Origin of the sequence: uncultured Actinomyces sp., assembly GCF_963526355.1 — a bacterium.
Classification (GTDB): Bacteria; Actinomycetota; Actinomycetes; order Actinomycetales; family Actinomycetaceae; genus Actinomyces.
In genome coordinates this window covers 1-18,892 of record NZ_CAUROW010000041.1, presented here as the reverse complement: position 1 = coordinate 18,892, position 18,892 = coordinate 1, and the positions used below count along the sequence as shown (strand labels likewise).

The 18,892-nt window shown below is 66.7% G+C and carries 16 protein-coding genes; 8 read left to right on the top strand and 8 right to left on the bottom strand.

What is annotated here, in order from left to right; all coding sequences use genetic code 11:
* Positions 1-276: 276 nt before the first annotated feature.
* The 5 genes from RWR81_RS08915 to RWR81_RS08895 all read left to right on the top strand — a co-directional run bounded on the left by RWR81_RS08915 (position 277) and on the right by RWR81_RS08895 (position 5,386).
* On the top strand, positions 277-1,269 hold the full coding sequence (locus RWR81_RS08915; RefSeq protein WP_314456980.1) for a phosphotriesterase-related protein: 993 nt from the start codon (positions 277-279) through the stop codon (positions 1,267-1,269).
* Positions 1,270-1,286: 17 nt separating this feature from the next.
* Positions 1,287-1,955 carry an orotidine 5'-phosphate decarboxylase / HUMPS family protein gene (locus tag RWR81_RS08910; RefSeq protein ID WP_314456978.1) on the top strand — a complete coding sequence of 223 codons (669 nt, stop codon included), beginning with the start codon at positions 1,287-1,289 and terminating at the stop codon, positions 1,953-1,955.
* Complete coding sequence (locus tag RWR81_RS08905) at positions 1,952-2,884, top strand: L-ribulose-5-phosphate 3-epimerase (RefSeq protein WP_314456976.1); 933 nt, start codon at positions 1,952-1,954, stop codon at positions 2,882-2,884. Before RWR81_RS08910 ends, RWR81_RS08905 begins: the two co-directional genes overlap by 4 nt.
* A 129-nt stretch (positions 2,885-3,013) precedes the next feature.
* The gene (locus RWR81_RS08900; protein WP_314456974.1) at positions 3,014-3,964 is read left to right on the top strand and encodes a sugar kinase; all 951 of its coding nucleotides are present in this window, start codon (positions 3,014-3,016) and stop codon (positions 3,962-3,964) included.
* Between the two features lie 81 nt (positions 3,965-4,045).
* A complete protein-coding gene (locus tag RWR81_RS08895; protein ID WP_314456972.1) occupies positions 4,046-5,386 on the top strand; it encodes an MFS transporter in 1,341 nt (446 codons plus the stop codon).
* Positions 5,387-5,490: 104 nt separating this feature from the next.
* Here the strand turns inward: RWR81_RS08895 and RWR81_RS08890 are convergent, their stop codons facing one another.
* The 5 genes from RWR81_RS08890 to RWR81_RS08870 form a co-directional block, all read right to left on the bottom strand.
* Positions 5,491-6,225: an L-ribulose-5-phosphate 4-epimerase gene (locus RWR81_RS08890; RefSeq protein WP_314456970.1), complete on the bottom strand. Its 735-nt coding sequence runs from the start codon at positions 6,223-6,225 to the stop codon at positions 5,491-5,493.
* A 187-nt stretch (positions 6,226-6,412) separates the two neighbouring features.
* On the bottom strand, positions 6,413-7,297 hold the full coding sequence (locus RWR81_RS08885; protein ID WP_314456967.1) for a carbohydrate ABC transporter permease: 885 nt from the start codon (positions 7,295-7,297) through the stop codon (positions 6,413-6,415).
* Complete coding sequence (locus tag RWR81_RS08880) at positions 7,294-8,214, bottom strand: sugar ABC transporter permease (protein WP_314456965.1); 921 nt, start codon at positions 8,212-8,214, stop codon at positions 7,294-7,296. Before RWR81_RS08880 ends, RWR81_RS08885 begins: the two co-directional genes overlap by 4 nt.
* Entirely contained in the window at positions 8,211-9,446 is a 1,236-nt protein-coding gene (locus tag RWR81_RS08875) for a sugar ABC transporter substrate-binding protein (protein ID WP_314456963.1), read from the bottom strand. The genes RWR81_RS08880 and RWR81_RS08875 overlap by 4 nt, the downstream gene beginning before the upstream one ends.
* Before the next feature lie 59 nt (positions 9,447-9,505).
* On the bottom strand, positions 9,506-11,503 hold the full coding sequence (locus RWR81_RS08870; RefSeq protein ID WP_314456962.1) for a TIM-barrel domain-containing protein: 1,998 nt from the start codon (positions 11,501-11,503) through the stop codon (positions 9,506-9,508).
* Between the two features lie 123 nt (positions 11,504-11,626).
* Between RWR81_RS08870 and RWR81_RS08865 the strand changes: the two genes are divergently transcribed.
* Positions 11,627-12,760, top strand: a complete 1,134-nt coding sequence (locus RWR81_RS08865; RefSeq protein ID WP_314456960.1) for a LacI family DNA-binding transcriptional regulator — start codon at positions 11,627-11,629, stop codon at positions 12,758-12,760.
* On the opposite strand, the gene RWR81_RS08860 is transcribed toward RWR81_RS08865, so the two are convergent.
* Entirely contained in the window at positions 12,716-14,053 is a 1,338-nt protein-coding gene (locus RWR81_RS08860) for an ROK family transcriptional regulator (protein ID WP_314456959.1), read from the bottom strand. The genes RWR81_RS08865 and RWR81_RS08860 overlap by 45 nt on opposite strands.
* A 98-nt stretch (positions 14,054-14,151) precedes the next feature.
* Here RWR81_RS08860 and xylA point away from each other — a divergent pair, with 98 nt between their 5' ends.
* Both xylA and RWR81_RS08850 read left to right on the top strand, forming a co-directional pair.
* Positions 14,152-15,333 carry a xylose isomerase gene (gene xylA, locus RWR81_RS08855; RefSeq protein WP_314456958.1) on the top strand — a complete coding sequence of 394 codons (1,182 nt, stop codon included), beginning with the start codon at positions 14,152-14,154 and terminating at the stop codon, positions 15,331-15,333.
* A 140-nt stretch (positions 15,334-15,473) separates the two neighbouring features.
* Positions 15,474-16,961 (top strand): FGGY family carbohydrate kinase, encoded by a 1,488-nt coding sequence (locus tag RWR81_RS08850; RefSeq protein WP_314456956.1) that lies wholly within the window; start codon positions 15,474-15,476, stop codon positions 16,959-16,961.
* Between the two features lie 25 nt (positions 16,962-16,986).
* Here the strand turns inward: RWR81_RS08850 and RWR81_RS08845 are convergent, their stop codons facing one another.
* The gene (locus RWR81_RS08845; RefSeq protein WP_314456954.1) at positions 16,987-18,336 is read right to left on the bottom strand and encodes a hypothetical protein; all 1,350 of its coding nucleotides are present in this window, start codon (positions 18,334-18,336) and stop codon (positions 16,987-16,989) included.
* Positions 18,337-18,487: 151 nt separating this feature from the next.
* Positions 18,488-18,892: flotillin domain-containing protein (locus RWR81_RS08840; RefSeq protein WP_314456952.1), on the bottom strand; the 405-nt coding region annotated here is incomplete at its 5' end.

Sequence of the window (18,892 nt, the reverse complement as noted above, 5' to 3'; positions counted from 1 at the left end):
AGCAGCAGTGAGGCCCGTTCCCGAGTCAGCTGTGCACACATGCGTTCAGGTTATCTAATCGTGATTATCAGATCCCCGGTTCTGGCAGCGATTCTCTCAAAACCGGTCAGTCAGTTGTGCCGTCAATCTGAACATCCGTTCATCGCTGTTCTTCGGTGTCGGTACTCCTCTCCGTAGCGTGACGGACGTGGACGGAGAGCGGTGGCCCGGCAGCCGATCACCCACCACCCGTCCGACACGACCTGCCCGGAGAACCCGTCTGGAGGAGAAGAACCCATGGGAATCGTCCGCACCATCCACGGCGACGTCGACCCCGAGAGCCTCGGAGTCGTCAACGCCCACGACCACCTCATCCGCGTCGGCGCAGGAGAGGTCTACATCGACCCCGACCACCTCCTCATCGACGAGGCCAAGGCGGTCCGGGAGGCCACCTACTTCGTCGAGGCCTCCAAGCGCTTCGCCCCCAGCGCCACCATCGTCGACATGTGCCCGGCCTCCTCGGGACGCGGCGTGCTCACGCTGCGCGACGTCGTCGACCGCGTCCCGGACCTGCAGGTCATCCAGGCCACCGGCTTCCACCAGCAGAAGGTCTACCTGGAGTGGCGCCAGTCCTGGGTCAACCAGTACACGATCACCGAGATCGCCGACCTGCTCATCGCCGACATCGTCGAGGGCGTCGATGCCAACGACTACATGGGGCCGCTCGTCAAGCGCACCGACATCAGGGCCGGCTGCATCAAGTGGGCCACCGCCTACGGGAGGATCACCGACTGGGAGGTCAAGACCGGCCAGGCCGTGGCCATCGCCTCCAAGGAGACCGGCGCGCCCATCAACACCCACGTCACCGCCGGCACCTGCGGCCCCGAGCAGGCCCGCTTCCTCATCGACCGGGGCGTCGCCCCGGAGAAGATCGCCATCGGCCACATCCAGCGCAACTGGGACCCGTGGGTCCACGAGCAGATCGTCGCCACCGGCGCCTACGTCGAGCTCGACGGCACCAACCGCATCAAGTACGTGCCCGACAACGCCCGGGTCGACATCATCAAGATCCTGGGGGCCAAGGGCTACGGCAGGCAGATCCTCCTGGGTACCGACTCCGGCAAGGCCTCCTACCAGAAGGCCTACGGGTCGGTTTCCGGCATCGACTACGACCCGGCCGTCTTCTGCCCCCGCCTCATCGAGGACGAGGGCGTCGACCCCGCCTACGTCCAGGACCTCCTGGTGGGCAACGCCGCCACCTTCTTCGCCTTCGAGCCCCTGGCCGGCTGAGGGGAGGAGTCAACACCATGACCCGGCAGCCTCCAACCCCCAGGCTCCAGATCGCCCTGGACACGTTCGACCTGCCCAGCGCTCTCGGTCCGCTCCAGCAGGCCGCCCCCCATGTCGACGTCATCGAGTGCGGCACCATCCTCGTCCTGTGCGAGGGCTTTCACGCCGTGCGCGCCATCCGGGCCCTCTTCCCGGACAAGCAGATTCTCGCCGACGTGCGTATCGCCGAGGCCGGTTCCAAGATCGCCCGCCTGGCCTTCGAGGCCGGGGCCGACCTCGTCTCCTGCGTGGCCGGCGCCTCCATGTCCACGATCCGCCAGGTCTGCCAGGTGGCAGACGAGCTCGGCGGCGAGGTCCAGGTCGAGCTGGCCGACGAGTGGTTCGACGCCGAACGCGCCCGCGCCTGGCGCAAGGCCGGCGTCGAGCACGTCATCGTCAAGCGTTCACGCGACCGGGAGGCCTCCGGTGACCTGTCCTGGAAGAGCGAGGACATGGACAGGGTCGACGAGCTGGCCGCCATGGGCTTCACCGTCACCATCACCGGCGGCGTGAGCCCTGCCGACCTGCCCGCCTTCGCCGGACGCGAGGTCGGCATCGTCATCACCGGCCGGGCGATCGTCACAGCCGAGAACCCCGCCGGCGCGGCCGCCGGGCTGCGCGCCACCCTGGAGGAGGTGTGGCCATGAGCGCTGCGACAGAGACTGCACGGGCCGGCGCCGCGGTCGGGCTCGCGGCCGGCATCAGCCTGGGCATCTACGAGAAGGCTCTGCGCGGTGGGCCGCCGGCGGTCTCCGGGAGCCGGGTGGCCGGTGAGGCCTGGCGGGTCTTCCTCGACCAGGTTCCTCGTGCCAGCTTCTCCTTCCTCGACCTGTCCATCGACGAGTCCCCCGAGCGGGAGGCCCGCCTGGACTGGGACGCCGGGCAGTGCCGCACCGTGCGCCGGGCCGCCGAGACGGCCGGCACCGACATCGGTGGGATCTGCCTGTCCGTGCACCGCCGGATCGGGCCCGGATCGGCCGACCCGGCCGTGCGCCGTCGCGCCCGCGAGGTGATGGCCCGCGGCCTGCAGGTCTGCCACGACCTGGGCGTCCCGGTCATCCAGATCGCCGGCTACTACTGCTACTACGAGGATCCGAATCCCGACGCCGAGCGCTGGTACGCCCAGCTCCTGGCCGACGCCGTCCCGTTGGCCGCGCGCCTGGGCGTCGTCATGGGGATCGAGAACGTCGACGGCGACGACGTCACCTCCCTGACCAAGGCCATGGAGTTCGTCGACGCCGTCGACTCGCCCTACCTCCAGCTCTACCCCGACCTGGGCAACATCGCCGAGCAGGGCCTCGACCCGGGCGTCGAGCTCGCCGCCGGAGAAGGCCACATGGTGGCGATGCACGCCAAGGACGTGCGCCCCGGCGAGCCTCGCCGCGTGGAGATGGGCACCGGCGTCGTCGACTGGGGCCGCTCCTTCGCGCTCCTGGCCGCCCAGGGCTGGAGCGGCCGCCTCATGATCGAGATGTGGAACGACGACGCCCCGGACTCCTTGAACCGCTGCGCCGCCGCCCGCACCTTCATCGAGGACCGCGCCGCCGCGGCGGGCCTCGCCGTCGTGGCGCCGTAGGCGCGCTCCCGCAAGGACCCGGATCCCACGCCTCCTGACCGTCCCACCACCCACCGGACCGTACGACCGCACCCGAACCACCACCCGAACCACGAGCGGCGCCGTTGCCGCTGCATAGGAGAATCGACAATGAGGTACGACCTGACAACCATTGGCGAGGGACAGATCCGGCTGACCTGCGAGCGCGGGGACCGCCTGGCCACCGCCCGGTCCCTGCGCATGACCGCAGCCGGCTCCGAGGCCAACGTCGCCGGGCTCCTGTCCGAGCTCGGCCGCTCCACCGCCTGGACCACCAAGCTGCCCCGCGGCGAGCTGGCCGACCGCATCGCCCTGGAGTACTCCGCCGTCGGCGTGGACATGAGCCACGTCGTCATGGCCGACACGGGCCGCGTCGCCCTCTACTTCCTCGAGCCTGGCGAGTTCCCGCTGCCGGGCAAGGTCACCTACGACCGCGAGTACACGCCATTCCGCAGCATTGCCTCCGAGGAGTTCGACTGGGACGCCCTGCTCGACACCCGCCTGGTCTTCCTCACCGGGATCACCGCGGCCCTGACCCCCGAGACCGCCCGAGTGGTGCGCTACGTCGCCGACGCCGCTCGGGACCGGGGCGTCGACGTCGCCCTCGACGTCAACTTCCGCTCCCTGCTGTGGGACGGCGAGCAGGCCCGGGCGGTCCTGGAGCCGATCGCCAGGGGAGCCTCGATCCTGTTCTGCTCGCGCACCGACGCCGGAATCGTCTTCGGCGTCCCAGGTCAGGGCGTGGACGCGTGCCGCAACCTGCGTGAGGAGATCGGTGCCCCCACGGTCGTGTCCACCGACGGGCGCGCCGGCACCTACCTGTCCACCGCCGCCGAGGGCGAGCGCATCTACGAGATCAAGTCCGTCCCGGTCATCGACCGGCCCGGTGCCGGTGACTCCTTCGTGGCCGGCACGCTTCACGGCTGGCTCGACGGCGATGTCGGGCGCGGCATCGAGATGGGCACCAAGGTGGCCCAGCTCGCCCTGACCCACCACGGCGACCTCACCCATGTGCGCCCCGGCGACCTCCTGGCCCTCCAAGGCTCGGACATCGTGCGCTGAGGCGCCTGTGCGCCGGCTCCACCGTAGATTGGACTGCATATGAGTACCGCATCGGGATACACGACTCCGAAACCTGCCGCGATGAGTGCCCTCGAACAGATCGACTCCCGGCCACTGAGTGGCCACCAACGAAGCATTATCGGGCTGGCGATCGTCGCCAACGTCTCGGAGTTCTTCGACATGTTCCTCATCGGATTCGCCGTCGTCCAGCTCCAGAAGGAGTGGAGCCTGGGCGGCTTCGAGACCGGTATCATCCTGGCCTGCTCGGGGCTGGGGACGGTTCTCGGCTCGGTCCTGTGGGGCCGGGCGGCCGACCGGATGGGACGACGGCGCACCTTCTTCTGGTGCGTCCTGCTCTTCACCATCTTCACCCTGGCCTCGGTGTTCACCCCCACCGGCTGGTGGATGATGCTCGCCCTTCTGCGGGTGCTGGTCGGCGTGGGCGTCGGGGGGCTCAACATCGTCTCCATCCCCTATGTTCAGGAGTTCGTTCCCACCAGGCAGCGCGGTCTGTTGGCCGGGCTCGGCTCGGTGTTCATCCCGCTCGGGCTCTTCCTGGGCTCCCTGGGACAGCGGGCCATGCACGACAACTGGCGCGGCCTCATTGCCCTGGGCGCCATTCCGATCCTCCTGCTGGCCTGGATCCGGATCGTCCCGGAGTCGCCCCGCTTCCTGCTCTCCCAAGGGCGTGAGCGCGAGGCGCGCGAGTCCATCGCCTGGGCCCTGGAGATGGCGCCCGACTTCGTCGGCTCCCTGCCGCCGGTTGAGGCCGAGCAGCGCATCGCCTACTCCGAGCTGTTCCGCAAGCACCTCAGGCCCCTGCTCATCGTCTCGGTCGGCTCGTTCTGCTTCATCCTGGGCTCCTTCACCGTGCAGTCCTGGGGGCAGACACTCCTGGAGGTCGGCTTCGATGACATCGATGCCGACACCGTGGGCACGCTGTTCATGGGGGTCTCCCTGGTGGATCTCCTCGGACGCCTGGCCTCGGCCTGGCTCGCCGACCGGATCGGGCGGCGCTGGACGATGTTCTCATTCGGGCTCATCGGGGCCCTGGGCGCGGTCATCGTGGCCTTCTCCGCCCACTGGGAGACCTCCTGGATCATCTTCTTCACCGGCATCTGCATCACCATGGGCTTCGGCGACGGCGCCTTCGGGATCCTCAACGCCTTCGGTGGCGAGCAGTTCCCCAACGACGCCCGCGGCACGGGACTCGGGCTGGGCTACGGCATCGGGGCGATCGCCAAGATCATCGGTCCGCTGCTCATGGGGGCGATGATCGGCTCGGACAATCTCAAGGAGCTGGCACATCCCCTGGCGGCCGTCTTCCCCGCCTTCCTCTTCTTCGCGGCCATGCTGATCCTGGGCGGTTTCGTCTACCTGCTGGCCCGTGAGACCAAGGGTGCTGTCCTGGAGGACATTTGAGCCCTCGCCTCCGGGCGCGCAGACAGCATGAACAGATGTGCGGGATCCGGAACCAGGTGGGTTCCGGACCCCGCACTCATGTCGCGCCCTTCCGCGCCCGCCGGCTAGTGCTGGCCGTAGACGTTCTGGTAACGGTCGTTGAGGCGCTCCACCAGGTCGACCGGGATCGGTTTCACCTCACCGAGCTGCTCGGCGATGCTCATCGTGCGGGCGACCTCCTCGCACATGACGGCGGCCTTGACGGCGTCGCGCGCGTCCCCGCCCACGGTGAAGGGACCGTGGTTGGCCATGAGGACCGCCGGCGACCTGGAGCCCTCCAGGGTCTCCACAATGCCGCGACCGATCGAGTCGTCCCCGATGAGGGCGAAGGGGCCGATCGGGATGTCGCCCCCGAACTCGTCGCCCATCATCGTCAGGGCGCAGGGGATCGGCTCGCGTCGGGCGGCCCAGGCGGTGGCGTAGGGGGAGTGGGTGTGGACGACGCCGCCGACGTCGTCGCGGTGCCGGTAGACGTAGGCGTGCGCGGCCGTGTCGGAGGAGGGCGTCAGAGAGACCGGCGTACCGTCGTCGATCTTCTCCCCGTCGAGCGTGCAGACCACCATGGCTTCCGCGGTCAGCTCGTCGTAGGAGACGCCGGAGGGCTTGATGACGAACAGGTCGGTCTTGACGGGGCCGTCGCCGCGGTCGACGACGACCCGCTCCGAGACGTTACCGGCGGTCCACACCACCAGGCCCCAGCGGGGCAGCTCGGCGTGCAGGGCGGCCACTCGCCGTCTGGTGTCCGCTACCGCCTCCTGCAGCTGCTCGTCCAGCTCGGTCAGGGCGATCCTCTCACTCATGCATGTGCTCCTTCGCTCGTCAGTGATATCCGGTGTCACTGGCGATTCTTCGGAGCCGGTGGGCCTGCGTCACCACGCGCCGTGCACGAATGTTCACAGTTGTTTCCGGATGCTGACACGCCTACGGCGCTGTGGCAGCAGGCGTGTCGGTCGGAGGCGATGGATGCGCGCGGGCTTGCCGGTCGTATCACCCCTTGGTTGCGCCTCCCGCCAGGCCCGCCACGATGTAGCGCTGCAGGGCGATGAACAGGATGAGCGCCGGAGCGGCGATGAGTGTGGCCACAGCCATGAGGTCGTTCCAGTTCGTGCCGTACTGGCCGATCAACCTGTTGAGTGCCACTGTCAAAGGCTGGATCTCCTGGTTGGTGGACAGCGTGAGTGCGTACGTGAACTCTCCCCAAGCCATCAGAAAGGCGAACGAGGAGATCATGATGATCCCGGGACGGATTGTTGGGACGACAATGCGTACGATCGTGCCGATCGTACCCAGCCCGTCTAGGCGCGCAGCCTCTTCCACATCGATCGGGAACTGCTTGAAGTACGGTCTCAGGAGAATGACGGCGAAGGGCAGAGTGACTGATACGTCCGCCAGAATGATCGAGATGTAGGAGTTGATGAGGCCTGCTTGGCGAAATATCACGAACATTGGGATCGAAATCGCGATGGCGGGGAGAAGCTGGACGACTGTGAGCATCACCAGCATTCCGGTGGAGCATCCCGTTCGGAAACGTGCAACAGAATATGCTGCAGGAACCGCGATGACGAGAGTGAGCAGGAGTGTGCCAGTGGCGATGATAAGGGAGTTGGTTAAAGCGATGCCTACTCCGTACTGAGGTGACAGTGCTGCCCGATAGGAATCCCATGTGACTTCGTGGGGCAGGAAATGGGGCGGCTGAGAAAAAGTCTCTCCCTTGGTCTTGAGGGAGGTGACGAGCATCCAGTAGACGGGGAAGATGTAGCAGGCGGCCAGGACCCAGGCAACTGTCGACTTGATGATGCTCCGCCGTCGTCTCCGGATCTCCCTGGGAGTGGACTTGTCAACGGTGCGGGCGGGGGTGGTGTCAGAGCTCACTGGTCCTCCTCCTTGAGGCTGCGAACGTAGAACCATGACAGAAGAAGAGGAAGCAGTAGCGTGAGGGTGGATGCAGCCGCGCCGTTACCGAACTCGAAGACCTTGAAGGTCTTCAGGTAGGTGTAGACGGGCAGTGTCGTGGTCGCTGTCACGGGACCTCCCTTCGTCATGGTGTAGATGAGGTCGAAGACCTTGTAGGTGTTGATGACACCCAGAAGCAGAACCGAGATGATGACCGGTCGCATGAGTGGGGTGGTGATGGAGGTGAAGCATCGCCACGGGCTTGCTCCGTCCACCGCGGCTGCCTCGTAGAGGTTGTCGTCAATAGTGTGAAGCCCGGAGAGCAGAAGCAGCATGTTGAATGGGATCCCCACCCACAGGTTGGCGATGATGATGGCGGCCATGGAGGTTGCTGGTCCGGTGAGCCACAAGATCGGTCTATCGATCACGCCGGCGGATTGTAAGAGGTGGTTGAGCACCCCGTAGTCGGAGTCGAATATCCATTTGAAAATCGTTCCGGTGACGACCGGGGGAAGAATCCAGCCCACCAGAAGAAGAGCTCTAATTACTCCGTTTCCGGGGAATGGTCGACGGAAGAACAGAGCCAGGGCGTAACCGATGGCGAACTGCAGTGTCAGGCAGGCGACCGTGAAGATCCCGCTGAGTGTCAGGCCGTTCCAAAAATCCGGATCACTGAGAACCCCAAGATAGTTGGCGAAGCCGTTGAGCGAGAAGCTGCCGGATATAAGATTGGCTCCGTTCGCATTGGTGGCGCTGATCCACAGGTTGTACATCAGCGGTACGACCAGGAATATCCCGATATATGTCAAGGCCGGTGCGGACATGATGAGGCCAAGACGGCGAGTGCGCTTCAGTGCACTCGCCGTCTGGACTCGAGAGTGCCTCGACGTGGTCACTTCGCATCCTTCAGCAGCTGCGTGATCGACGTGCTCGCGTTCGCGGCGGCCGCCTCGGGCGTGGCGGCGCCCGTGAGGGCCTCCTGCACCGACTGCTGAATCGCCTCGGAGATCTTTGCGTAGTCCTTGCCGTAGGCACGTGCGTGCGCGACATCGAGTTGTTTTTCGAATATCTGCATATTGGGGTCTCCCGAAAGTGCCAGCTTGCCCGCCAGGTCGGGACGTGCGGACAGTTGTCCTGACTGGTCGCAGTAGGTCTTGGCGCCCTCGGCACCGGCGAGGAACTCCGCGAGCTTCATGGCCGCCTCCGCATTGGGACCCTCTTGCATGACGACGACGTTCTCCCCTCCGAGTCCCGTTGCCGCCCGCTTGCCTGCGGGCAGCGCGGCAACGCCCCACTCGAAGCCGACGTCGGTGAGGTTCTGCAGCTCCCAGGGGCCGTTCATCATCATGGCTACCTTGCCGGCGGTGAACTGGGTTCGAGCGTCCTCCTGACTGTAGTTGGTGACCGCGGACGAGATCGCTCCTGAGTCAATGAGCCCTTTGAGGTAGGCGAGTGCCTCTGCGCCGGAGCTGCTGTAGGTGTCGAGATCCCCGCCCGTCTGCCAGACGAATGGGAGGAACTGGAACGTGCCCTGTTCGTTCTTGATGGCGGACACCGCCAGCCCGGTCACTTCGCCCCGGGTGGTGGCCTGGGCCGCGGTCTTGAGCTCTTCCCACGTTGTTGGGGGCTGCAGGCCGGCGGCTGACAGCAGGTCCTTGTTGTAGAAGAGGCCCAGGTTATTGGAGTTCAGTGGGACGCCATAGGTCTTGCTGTCCAGCTGCGTGGATTTCCATGGGCCCTCGTAGAACTCTGAGGACTTCGTGCCCAGGGCGCTTGTGAGGTCTTTGAGAAGTCCCAGTGATGCCAGATTCTGATTGTCGACGACGTCGACGACAGCGATATCGGGGACCTGGCCTCCTGCGCCGCCTTGCACGATCGACTTGCTCAGGTCGCTGTAGGCGAAGGACGTGCGGTGTATCTTGAGATCGGGATTCTTCTTCTGGAAGGCGGCAACGACCGCCTCCATCGCCGTGTTTGAGACTCCTTGCCCGAGATAGTCCCACATCTCAATGGTGCCCTCCTTCGACCGCGATTGTGAGGAGCAGGCCACTATTCCGGTTGCTGCCGTTGCTCCGAGCAGGCTGATCATTGCGGTACGCCGGGACATTTTGAGGTTGATGATGCTCATGTCTTCTCTCCTTTGTGAAGATCTCTGAGGGGTGGGGTACTGAAATTCCCTGTTCGGGGTCATGAGAGCTGAAGCGGGCTGCCTTCTCGAATGAGAATGGGCATGTTCTCAATAGGGGCGTCGAGAACCACCTCCTGACCGCCGTCAAGCAGTCGGCCGCTTCGCGGCTCCCGCCAGCTGGAACCATCGGGCAGATAGACGGTCCACGTCTGTGCGCCGGGTTCGGTGACGGGACAGACCAGGAGGTCGGGGCCCAAGAGATACTGATGCGGTGTGGACCATGCACGGCGGTCTCCAGGAAAATCGAGGAACAGGGAGCGCATCGCCGGGATCCCACTGCGTGATGATTGGGTCATGACGTCGTGGAGGTAGGGACGAATTCTCTCTCGTAGCTCGATGTAGCGTCGAGCGATCTTGAAGGCATCTGGCCCGTAGGACCAGATCTCGTTGGGTCCTCCGCTGCTGACGGCGCCGATGGCCTCTCGGGGCTCACGGTGCCCATGAAGCCGGAATAGGGGACAGAATGCGCCGAACTGGAACCAGCGAATAAATAGCTCGCGATACTTCGGGTCATCTGGGTCGCCGCCGTGGAACCCGCCGATATCAGAGGTCCACCAGGGGATTCCGGAGATGCCGATGTTCTGACCGGCTGTCACCTGTTGGCGAAGCGCCTCCCAGGTCGGGGCGATGTCTCCCGACCACACGGCGGCGCCGTATTTCGCTTGCCCGGCCCAGGCTGAACGGCACAGGAGCACGATGTCCGTCTCTCCCGCCGATCGCATTCCTTCGTAGAAACCGCGAGCGTGGTCCCGTGGATAGATGTTGCTCAGCTGCAGTCCCGTGCCCGCGAAGTAGCTGAGGTTACCGGGGTGCCCGGGGTTGAGTTCTGGTTCACAGGCGTCGAGCCACCAGGTTCTGACTCCGAGGTCGTAGTAGTTCTCTCTCACTTTCTCCCAGAGATAGGCTCTGGCTGCGGGATTCGTTGCGTCGTAGAAACTGACGGGAAGGGCGACGTCCATCGCCTTGTCCTTGAATGACTGGTGGTAGTCCAGGCCGTTCTCGGTGGCCACAAGATACCCTCGATCGCGCATTTCGCTGGCGTTCTCGGATAGGGGGGACACTGTTGGCCATATTGATACCATCAGTCTGGTGCCCATTGATGCCAGCTCTTCGATCATTGCGCCCGCGTCAGGGAACTCTTCGGTATCGAAACGATAGTCTCCCATGGCCGGCCAGTGAATGAAGTCGGATACGATGACGGATAACGGGATTCCTTCGTCGCTGTAGCGGCGCGCGACCTCGAGAAGTTCCTCCTGCGTTCGGTACCGCAGCTTGGACTGCCAGAATCCGGTCGCCCAATGTGGTAGTGCCGGTGCGTGACCCACGGCGTCGGCGTAACGGCTCAGGATGGTCGCCGGTAGTGGGGCGGTAGTGAACCAGTAGTCGATCTGCTCGGTTCCGTAGCCGACCCAGCGGGTTCGGTCCTCGGACAGCTCCACCCGTCCGACGGCCGGGTTGTTCCAAAGGAACCCGTAGCCGTGACTGGACAGGATGAAGGGGATCGATACCTCGCCATTGCGTTGGGTGAGGTCGAGAACGAGCCCCTTTTGATCGAGTCGTCCATGACTGTACTGGCCGAGCCCGTAGATCTTCTCCGAGGAGGTGGAGGCGAAGGCCTGGCGGACCTCGTGCGTGCTGCCGAGAGGATAGATGCCGTGAGCGCCGGGCCACCAGAAGTGCTCGGGGAGCTCGGTGAGGATCTCCGTCCCGTCGCGGAGGAATGAGATGAGTGGTCGAGGATTCCCGGAGCCCGGGTCGATGCGGATCCGGACGGTGAGTGCATGGTTGCGGAGCTCGACGCAGTCGTTCTGCTCCGATATCAGGTCGAGCCGGCATCCCTGAGGTGCGGTCGGCTGCAGGGCCCCGTGGTCGACCTCCTCGATCCGGTGGCGGGCGATCCGAACCCTCACAGAGTCAGGGCCCCAGGGGTCGATGCGGATGACCTCGTGGTCGTGGTGCAGCTCGTAGCCCGCGGCAGAGCGATGGATGTGAAGCATGAAACCTCCTCGTTGCGCATACGTATGCGTGGCGGAGCGACTCTGCTCGCCTGCATGCTTCCAGGGAATAGGCGTACGATATGTGCTCTCGCGCACATCTGTCAATCTGTTGTTGGAGGAATCGTGAAGGGTGCGGGTAAACCGACCAGTCGCGATGTTGCGGCGCAGGCCGGGGTCTCCCAGACCACTGTCTCCTACGTGATGAGCGGACGGAGACCTGTGGCCGACGAGAGCCGCAGGAAGGTCCTCGCCGCGATGGAGAAGCTGGGGTACAGCCCGGATGCCAGTGCGCGGGCGCTGCGATCGCGACGTGCGCGAGTGCTCGGCGTGGTGGTCCCTTATCGTGTGGGTGCGGACTCGGCGGCGCAGCATCGCCTGATCGTGGCGCTCGCACGTCGGGCCCGGTTGCATGACTACGATCTCGTCCTGCTGACCACCGACGAGGGCGTCTCCGGTCTGCGGCGCGCCATCAACACCGGGCTCTGCGCCGGGCTCCTCATTATGGAGGTGGTCGATGATGACCCCCGTGCGGCTGTGCTTCACGACAGCCGGATCTCGTCGGTCTTCATCGGGTTGCCGCAGACCGACGGACCGGTCTTCTCGATCGATGGCGACTATGAGCGTGCGGGCGAGGAAGGGGTCGAGCTGCTCATCCGGCGTGGTCACGGTCGGATCGATCTTGTCGAGCCCGATGACGACTCGGTCTCGGGGCTGGGATTCATCGGTCGTTTCCGTGACGGTGCGTCCAGGGCGGCGGCGCGGGGGTCGGTCGAGCTGAGGCTGAGGCGGGTGGGGCCCGGACTGCCGGGTGCTCTTGAAAGTCTGAGAGGCGCAAGGTGCGTGCAGGAGCGCGCCTATCTGCTCGGGCCGTTGGTGAGCGTCGACGACTGGATCAACGCTCTCGGACTACTCGGTGTGCGCGCCGGCCGTGATGTCTCAGTCCTGGCCAGTGCGTGGGACTCGGAGCACCCGCACTGCCTGGTGAAGCCTGCACACTTCGAGATGGGCAACCAACGACTTGCCGAGGCGGCGGTTGACATGCTTGTCGGGCTGGTTGAGGGCGATGGTGAGCCGCCCATCACCACGCTTGTCCCGCCTCGGCTGATGGTGGGGGACAGTCTGGTTCCGGAGCCCGGGAAGTGGCCGGAGGGCGAACCGTTCCCGCGGGGCGGAGGTCTCGCCGCGGGTGTGGTCGCGAGTGCGGAGGTGCGGTCAGATCCAGGCGGAGGGATCGACGATGACGGCCTCAAGGAGTGACCAGGCCCCTCCGGTCGCTCCTGGGGCCTCGTCGTCGGGAGCGGGCAGGATCTGTGGAGCGGACCAGCGCGAGCCGAGAACCCGGCGGGCCAGGTCCTCTTCCAGGGCCGGGCGCAGAACCTCGGTGAGCGGAGCGAGCTGCCCTCCCAGGATGATGGTCGGGATATCGAGGATGTTGACGGCAGCCCCCAGTGCGATTCCCAGTGCCTGAGCGGCTGCTCTCAGGGCCGTTCGTGCCCTGACGTGGCTGGGGGAGGAGTCGTCGTGCCAGGCCTGGAGGAGCTGCTCGGGCCCGGCGTCAGCCGCCATCCCGGCTGCGACAAGAATGGACTGTCGCCCTGCGAACCTCTCCAGGCAGCCTGTGTTCCCGCAGGAGCAGGTCGGGCCGTTCGCGGCGACCTGCACGTGTCCGATCTCGCCCGCGAAGCCGTTGGCGCCGTGCCACAGCTCGCCGTTGCGTACCAGTCCTGCGCCGATGCCCTCCTCTCCGGACAGGTAGACGAAGTCGGCGCCTCCTACGCCCGGAGGCCCCGCCGGCCGCCTGCGAGCCGCTGTCAGTGCAGCCAGGTCGGCCTCATTGCCCAGCAGCACGGTCTGAGGGTCGCGCGGGTACGACGACGGCGGAGCTGCGGATGCTGTTGTCGAGATGCCTGTGGCGCTGGGCGTCGTCAGTGCCGGCCGCAGGTACTCGACGGGGCGCAGATCGGCCCATCCCAGGTTCGGGGCACGCAGGAGTCGGTCGCCTGAAACCAGCCCGGGTAGTGCCAGAGCGGCTCCGATGATGCGGGCTCGGCGCACGGCGTCGTCTCTCAGCACCCGGCGGGTCATCTCTGCCAGCTCTCCCAGCACTGCAGCGGGGTCGGAGTCGGTCGAGTCCTGTCGTGCGATCCTCTCGGCCAGGATGCCGCCCGTCAGATCGATCGCGCGCACGGCCAGGTAGGTGACTCCCGCCTCCAGGCCGAGGGCCGCGATCGTGCCGGGGGCGGGTGTCAGTGGCACCGCGGGTCGCCCGGGTCTGTGTGTGGGCAGAGGGGTGTGCTCCATGAGGATTCCTGCGGACACGAGTTCGTCGGCCAGGCGTGACGCCGTCGAGCGGGTCATGCCTGTGGCGGCCGAGATATCGGCTCGCGAGATCGGTTCACGGGCGGAGAAGACCTGCTGGGCCACCAGGGCGAGGTTCGTGGAGCGCAAGGAGGACTGACGTGCCCCCGTTCCGGGGAACGGAGGCGCCTCGGGGGTGGGGACGGCTGCGGGGTGGGGCCCGCTGCTGGAGACGTGGGCTGAGCCGGTCACGGCCTTGACTATACCGCAACGGCGTGACATTGTTTTATGGACAAACAAAACGGGTGAGGGACCTCGCCCGGGCGAACAGGCACGCTCAAGGAGGAGACATGGTTCGCAAGCCCACCCCTGAGGACAGGTTCTCTTTTGGTCTGTGGACGGTCGGTTGGAATGCTGTTGACCCTTTCGGCACGGGTACCCGCTCGGTCCTGGAGCCCTGGGAGTACACCAGCAGACTCGCCGAGCTCGGCGCCTGGGGCATCACCTTCCATGACAACGACGTCTTCGACTTCCACGCCTCCGACTCCGAGCGCGAGAAGCGAGTGCTGCACGTCAAGAAGGTGGCCGATGCGGCCGGGCTGACGATCGAGATGGTCACCACCAATACGTTCACCCACCCGGTCTTCAAGGATGGCGGTCTGACCAACAATGACCGGTCCATCCGTCGCTTCGGCCTGCGCAAGATTCTGCGCAACGTCGATCTCGCCGCCTCCCTGGGAGCCACGACCTTTGTCATGTGGGGCGGACGAGAGGGTGCCGAGTACGACTCCTCCAAGGACCTCAACGCCGCCTTCGACCGCTACAAGGAGGGGCTGGACGCCGTCGCCGGTTACATCAAGTCCCAGGGCTACAACCTCAGGATCGGCCTGGAGCCCAAGCCCAACGAGCCTCGCGGCGACATCCTCCTGCCCACCGTCGGCCACGCCCTGGCGCTCATCGCCGAGCTCGACAACAGCGATGTCGTCGGTCTCAACCCGGAGGTCGGGCACGAGCAGATGGCCGGCCTCAACTACACCCACGCGCTGGCGCAGGCACTCAACGCCGGCAAGCTCTTCCACATCGACCTCAATGCCCAGTCCGGCCTCAAGTACGATCAGGACAAGGCCTTCGGGCACGGGGACCTCGCCAGCGCCTTCTTCACCGTTGATCTCCTGGAGAACGGCTTCGTGGGCGGAGGGCCCCGATACGAGGGGCCCCGCCACTTCGACTACAAGCCCTCGCGTACCGAGGGTATGGAGGGCGTGTGGGAGTCGGCCGCGGCCAACATGGAGATGTACATCAGGCTCGCGCAGAAGGCCAAGGCCTTCCGCGCCGATCCCGTCACCCGAGAGCTCCTGGAGAGCGCCTCGGTCGACGAGCTCGCCCGGCCCACGCTCGCTGCGGGCGAGAGCCTTGAGGACTTCCTGTCCGACCGCAACGCCTATGAGGACTTCGATGCCGAGGCCGCCGCTGAGCGTGAGTACCACTTCGTCGAGCTCTACCAGCACGCCATGCGCCACCTCATCGGATGACCGGACTCGCCGCAGCCGGGACGGGAGTCACGGTGGCACTCGCCGGTGCTGTCGTCCCTGCCCGCCGAGTTCCGCGAGCACTCGCCGACTCACAGTGCCTTCCGACCCCGCCCACCGTCGTCATCGTGAAAAGAGTTGGTATGCCCCTCGTCGCCGGCGTCGACTCCTCGACGCAGTCTTGCAAGATCGTCATTCGCGACGCCGCCACCGGCGTCCTCGTCCGCCAGGCCAGGGCCGCCCACCCGGCCGGCACGGAGATCCATCCCGACCACTGGTGGAGGGCGCTGGGGGAGGTCATCGACGCCGTCGGCGGGCTCGATGACGTCTCCGCCCTGTCCATCGGCGGCCAGCAGCACGGCATGGTCCTCCTCGATGCCGACGGGCGGGTCATCCGTCCTGCCCTGCTGTGGAACGACACCCGCAGCGCCGCAGCCGCCCACGAGCTCATCGAGGATCTGGGGCAGGGCGACCAGGCCCGCGGCCGCCGCGCCTGGGCCGACGCCGTTGGAAGCGTCCCCGTGGCCTCCCTGACCGTCACCAAGCTGCGCTGGCTTGCCGACCACGAGCCGGGCAGCGCCGCCCGTATCGCCGCGATCTGCCTGCCCCACGACTGGCTCACCTGGCGCCTGTCCACCGGCGGCGCGGCCCCCGCCGGCCGGCGTGACCTGGACGCCCTGGTCACCGACCGCTCTGACGCCTCGGGGACCGGGTACTTCGACGCCGTGGCGAACGCCTACTGCCGTGACCTGCTCGCCCTGGCCCTGCGGCGCAGTCCGCAGGAGGTGGAGGGCATTGCTTTGCCGCGCGTGGCCGAGCCGGCCGAGATCGCGGCTCGCGGCGGCGCCGACGTGGACGGACGCAACCTGAGCCACCTGGTCCTGGGACCCGGTTGCGGTGACAACGCCGGCGTTGCTCTCGGCCTGGGCCTGCAACCGGGGCGGACGAGCCTGTCGCTGGGGACCAGCGGCGTCGTCGCGGCCGTCTCCTCGACTCCCACCCACGACGCCTCCGGCCTGGTGACCGGCTTCGCCGACGCCACCGGCGCCTTCCTGCCACTGGCCTGCACTCTCAACGGGGCCCGTGTCCTGGACGCCGCCAAGGCGGTTCTCGGCGTCGGCTACGAGGAGTTCGACTCACTGGCCCTGTCCGCCGAGCCCGGCGCGGGTGGCCTGGTCCACGTCCCCTACCTCGAGGGTGAGCGCACCCCGAACCTGCCCGGCGCCACCGGGATTCTCACGGGGATGACCCTGGCGTCCCTGACCCCGGCGAACTACGCGCGCGCCGCCGTCGAGGGCCTGCTGTGCCTCATGGGTGCTTGCGTCGACGCGGTGCGCTCCCAGGGTGTTGACGTCTCCCGGCTCGCAATGGTCGGTGGTGGCGTGAGGTGGAGCAGTGCCAAGGAAATGGCTCCGGCGGTCCTCGGCCTGCCCGTGGACGTGCCCGAGCCCGGTGAGTACGTCGCCGACGGCGCCGCCAGGCAAGCCGCTTGGGTCCTCGCCGGGGGCGAGCGGCCGCCCGCCTGGGAGCTTGGCCCCGTCGAGCGACTGAGCGCCGATCCCCAGCCCGCCGTCCGGGCCGCCTACGACGCCGCAGCCGCCCTCGTGGCGCGCGGGCCGGGGAGTCTCTGACCCGACGGCGCGGCTGGCCGCGGTCTCAGCCCTGCCAGGCGGTGGCCGGGTAGAAGTTGTTCTTGTAGCAGGCGCCGTAGGGTGTCACCGCCACCAGCTCGCCGTAGTCATACTGGTTGCCGGTTTTGGACTCCTGGATCACCTCGCCGGTGTCCAGGTTGACGAGGCGCATACGGCCCCCGCCGAGGGCGACGTAGAGGACGGATCCGCAGATCGCCACGCCCTTGGAAGCCTCTTGGCCGCTCGGCTTCCAGGTGAGGAGCGCGGTTGCGGAGCCGTTTCTGCGGACCTGGACATAGTCGGTCTCCCTGATGATGAAGCCCTCGTGCGCGCTCAGCGTTGCTTGCTTGGACTTCTCGTCGTTACCCGGTAGGTCCTCTGGCTCGAGCCGCTCGCCGGTGGCGAGGTTGATGATGAGCTCGGAGAAGGGCTGGTCACCCTCGGCCCTTCGGGTGGCGTAGAGATAGCCCTGGTGCACGAGCTGGGCGAACATGGTCTCCAGGGCGTGGGCGACGCCGTCGGCGAGTGTGACCACGGCCGTCTGCGTTCTGCCGTCGTCTGTGTTCAGGGCGACCGCCTCACCGCCGTCCACGGCGCTGAATCTCTGGGACGTGATGGAGGCGAGGTCGAGCTGCACCGACAGGTCGGCTGTGGACAGCCTCAGGGCCCGGGGCGGGAAGCTGCTCGTGACCAGGAGACTGCCGCCGTCCGGGGTCAGCACGATCGAGAAGTGGTGAGCCATCTCCAAGCTGAGGTCGAGGTTCTCCCCGAGAATGGTGCTGGCCACAATGGTGCGGTCGGACAGGCGGATCTTGAGCAGGCTGAGCCGACCACGGCCCTCAGGGCTCTGGCCGGCTCTCATGTCCTCGCTACCGGTGATGACGTAGGCGAACTCGTCGTCGCTCGCACTGGCGCCGGCGAGCTGGTCGGTGATGGGTGTCCCGGGGCTGGGGGGAAGACGGTTCTCTCGATAGGGAGGTGTCATCTCCTCGATGCGATAGCCGTGCTCGGAGCTGTCGGGGACGACGGCGTAGGTCGTCGGCCCGGTGAGGTCGACGATGATGGGGCTATCACCGCTGAGGGGGTCGGAACTGTCGTTATGGACCTTCCCGAGGAGGAGGGTGCCGTGAACGGTCTCGATCGCGGCGTTGTCGGGCAACGGCCGATGGTGAGGCTCCTTGATGCGTAAGGGCCAGACCGCCTCCTCGCCGAAGGCCGTCGGTGCGGCGCTCGGGTGGGGTGGTGTGGGCAGTGACGCGTGGAGGAACGTGAGAGGGCGCGGGGTCCGCCGGCCCGCGGCGCAGCCGCTCACGGGCAGGAGACCGGCTCCCGCGGCGGCGCCGAACGCGGTGAGAAGGAATGAACGACGTCTCATGATGATCTGCCTGTGTCGATGTGTGATCCGAGGAGGGTCGCACGCGGTGGCCGGAACGACGGGGACGTGTGACGCGGCCGGGTGCAGGAGTCCTGCGCCCGTGCGCGTGACAGTCCCCGTTCGTCCGCGGGCCGGCCTGGTCTCAGCCCATCTAGTGCTCGACGACGTCGGTCGGTGCCTTGCCGCCGTCGCCGTCTGAGGGCCCGGAGTCCGGCAGGTGGCCGCCCACCATGTCGGTCAGGCCCGTGCCCACCAGGCTGCGCAGGATGACGTCGAGCTGCTCGACGTTGTTGGCCACGGCCTTGGGCAGCGCCGAGGCGCCCTCGGTGGAGATGATCGACAGGTCACGCACGCTGGCCAGTGGCTCGCTCAGGGCCCGGGCGATCTCCGGGGCCTTGTCCAGCAGCATCTGGCGGGTGGCGGCCTCTCCATACTTGGCCAGGGCGTCGGCCTTGTCGCTCATGGCCTTGGCCTCGGCCTGGCCGGCGGCGCGGATCGTGTCGGCCTCGGCCTGGCCGCGGGCGGCGATGGCGTCGGCCTCGGCGCGGGCTCGGGC

Coding starts and splice junctions, on each gene's coding strand:
- RWR81_RS08915 (WP_314456980.1), top strand. CDS start 277: ATGGGAATCGTCCGCACCATCCACGGCGACGTCGACCCCGAGAGCCTC.
- RWR81_RS08910 (WP_314456978.1), top strand. CDS start 1,287: ATGACCCGGCAGCCTCCAACCCCCAGGCTCCAGATCGCCCTGGACACG.
- RWR81_RS08905 (WP_314456976.1), top strand. CDS start 1,952: ATGAGCGCTGCGACAGAGACTGCACGGGCCGGCGCCGCGGTCGGGCTC.
- RWR81_RS08900 (WP_314456974.1), top strand. CDS start 3,014: ATGAGGTACGACCTGACAACCATTGGCGAGGGACAGATCCGGCTGACC.
- RWR81_RS08895 (WP_314456972.1), top strand. CDS start 4,046: ATGAGTGCCCTCGAACAGATCGACTCCCGGCCACTGAGTGGCCACCAA.
- RWR81_RS08890 (WP_314456970.1), bottom strand. CDS start 6,225: ATGAGTGAGAGGATCGCCCTGACCGAGCTGGACGAGCAGCTGCAGGAG.
- RWR81_RS08875 (WP_314456963.1), bottom strand. CDS start 9,446: ATGAGCATCATCAACCTCAAAATGTCCCGGCGTACCGCAATGATCAGC.
- RWR81_RS08870 (WP_314456962.1), bottom strand. CDS start 11,503: ATGCTTCACATCCATCGCTCTGCCGCGGGCTACGAGCTGCACCACGAC.
- xylA (WP_314456958.1), top strand. CDS start 14,152: ATGGTTCGCAAGCCCACCCCTGAGGACAGGTTCTCTTTTGGTCTGTGG.
- RWR81_RS08850 (WP_314456956.1), top strand. CDS start 15,474: ATGCCCCTCGTCGCCGGCGTCGACTCCTCGACGCAGTCTTGCAAGATC.
- RWR81_RS08845 (WP_314456954.1), bottom strand. CDS start 18,336: ATGAGACGTCGTTCATTCCTTCTCACCGCGTTCGGCGCCGCCGCGGGA.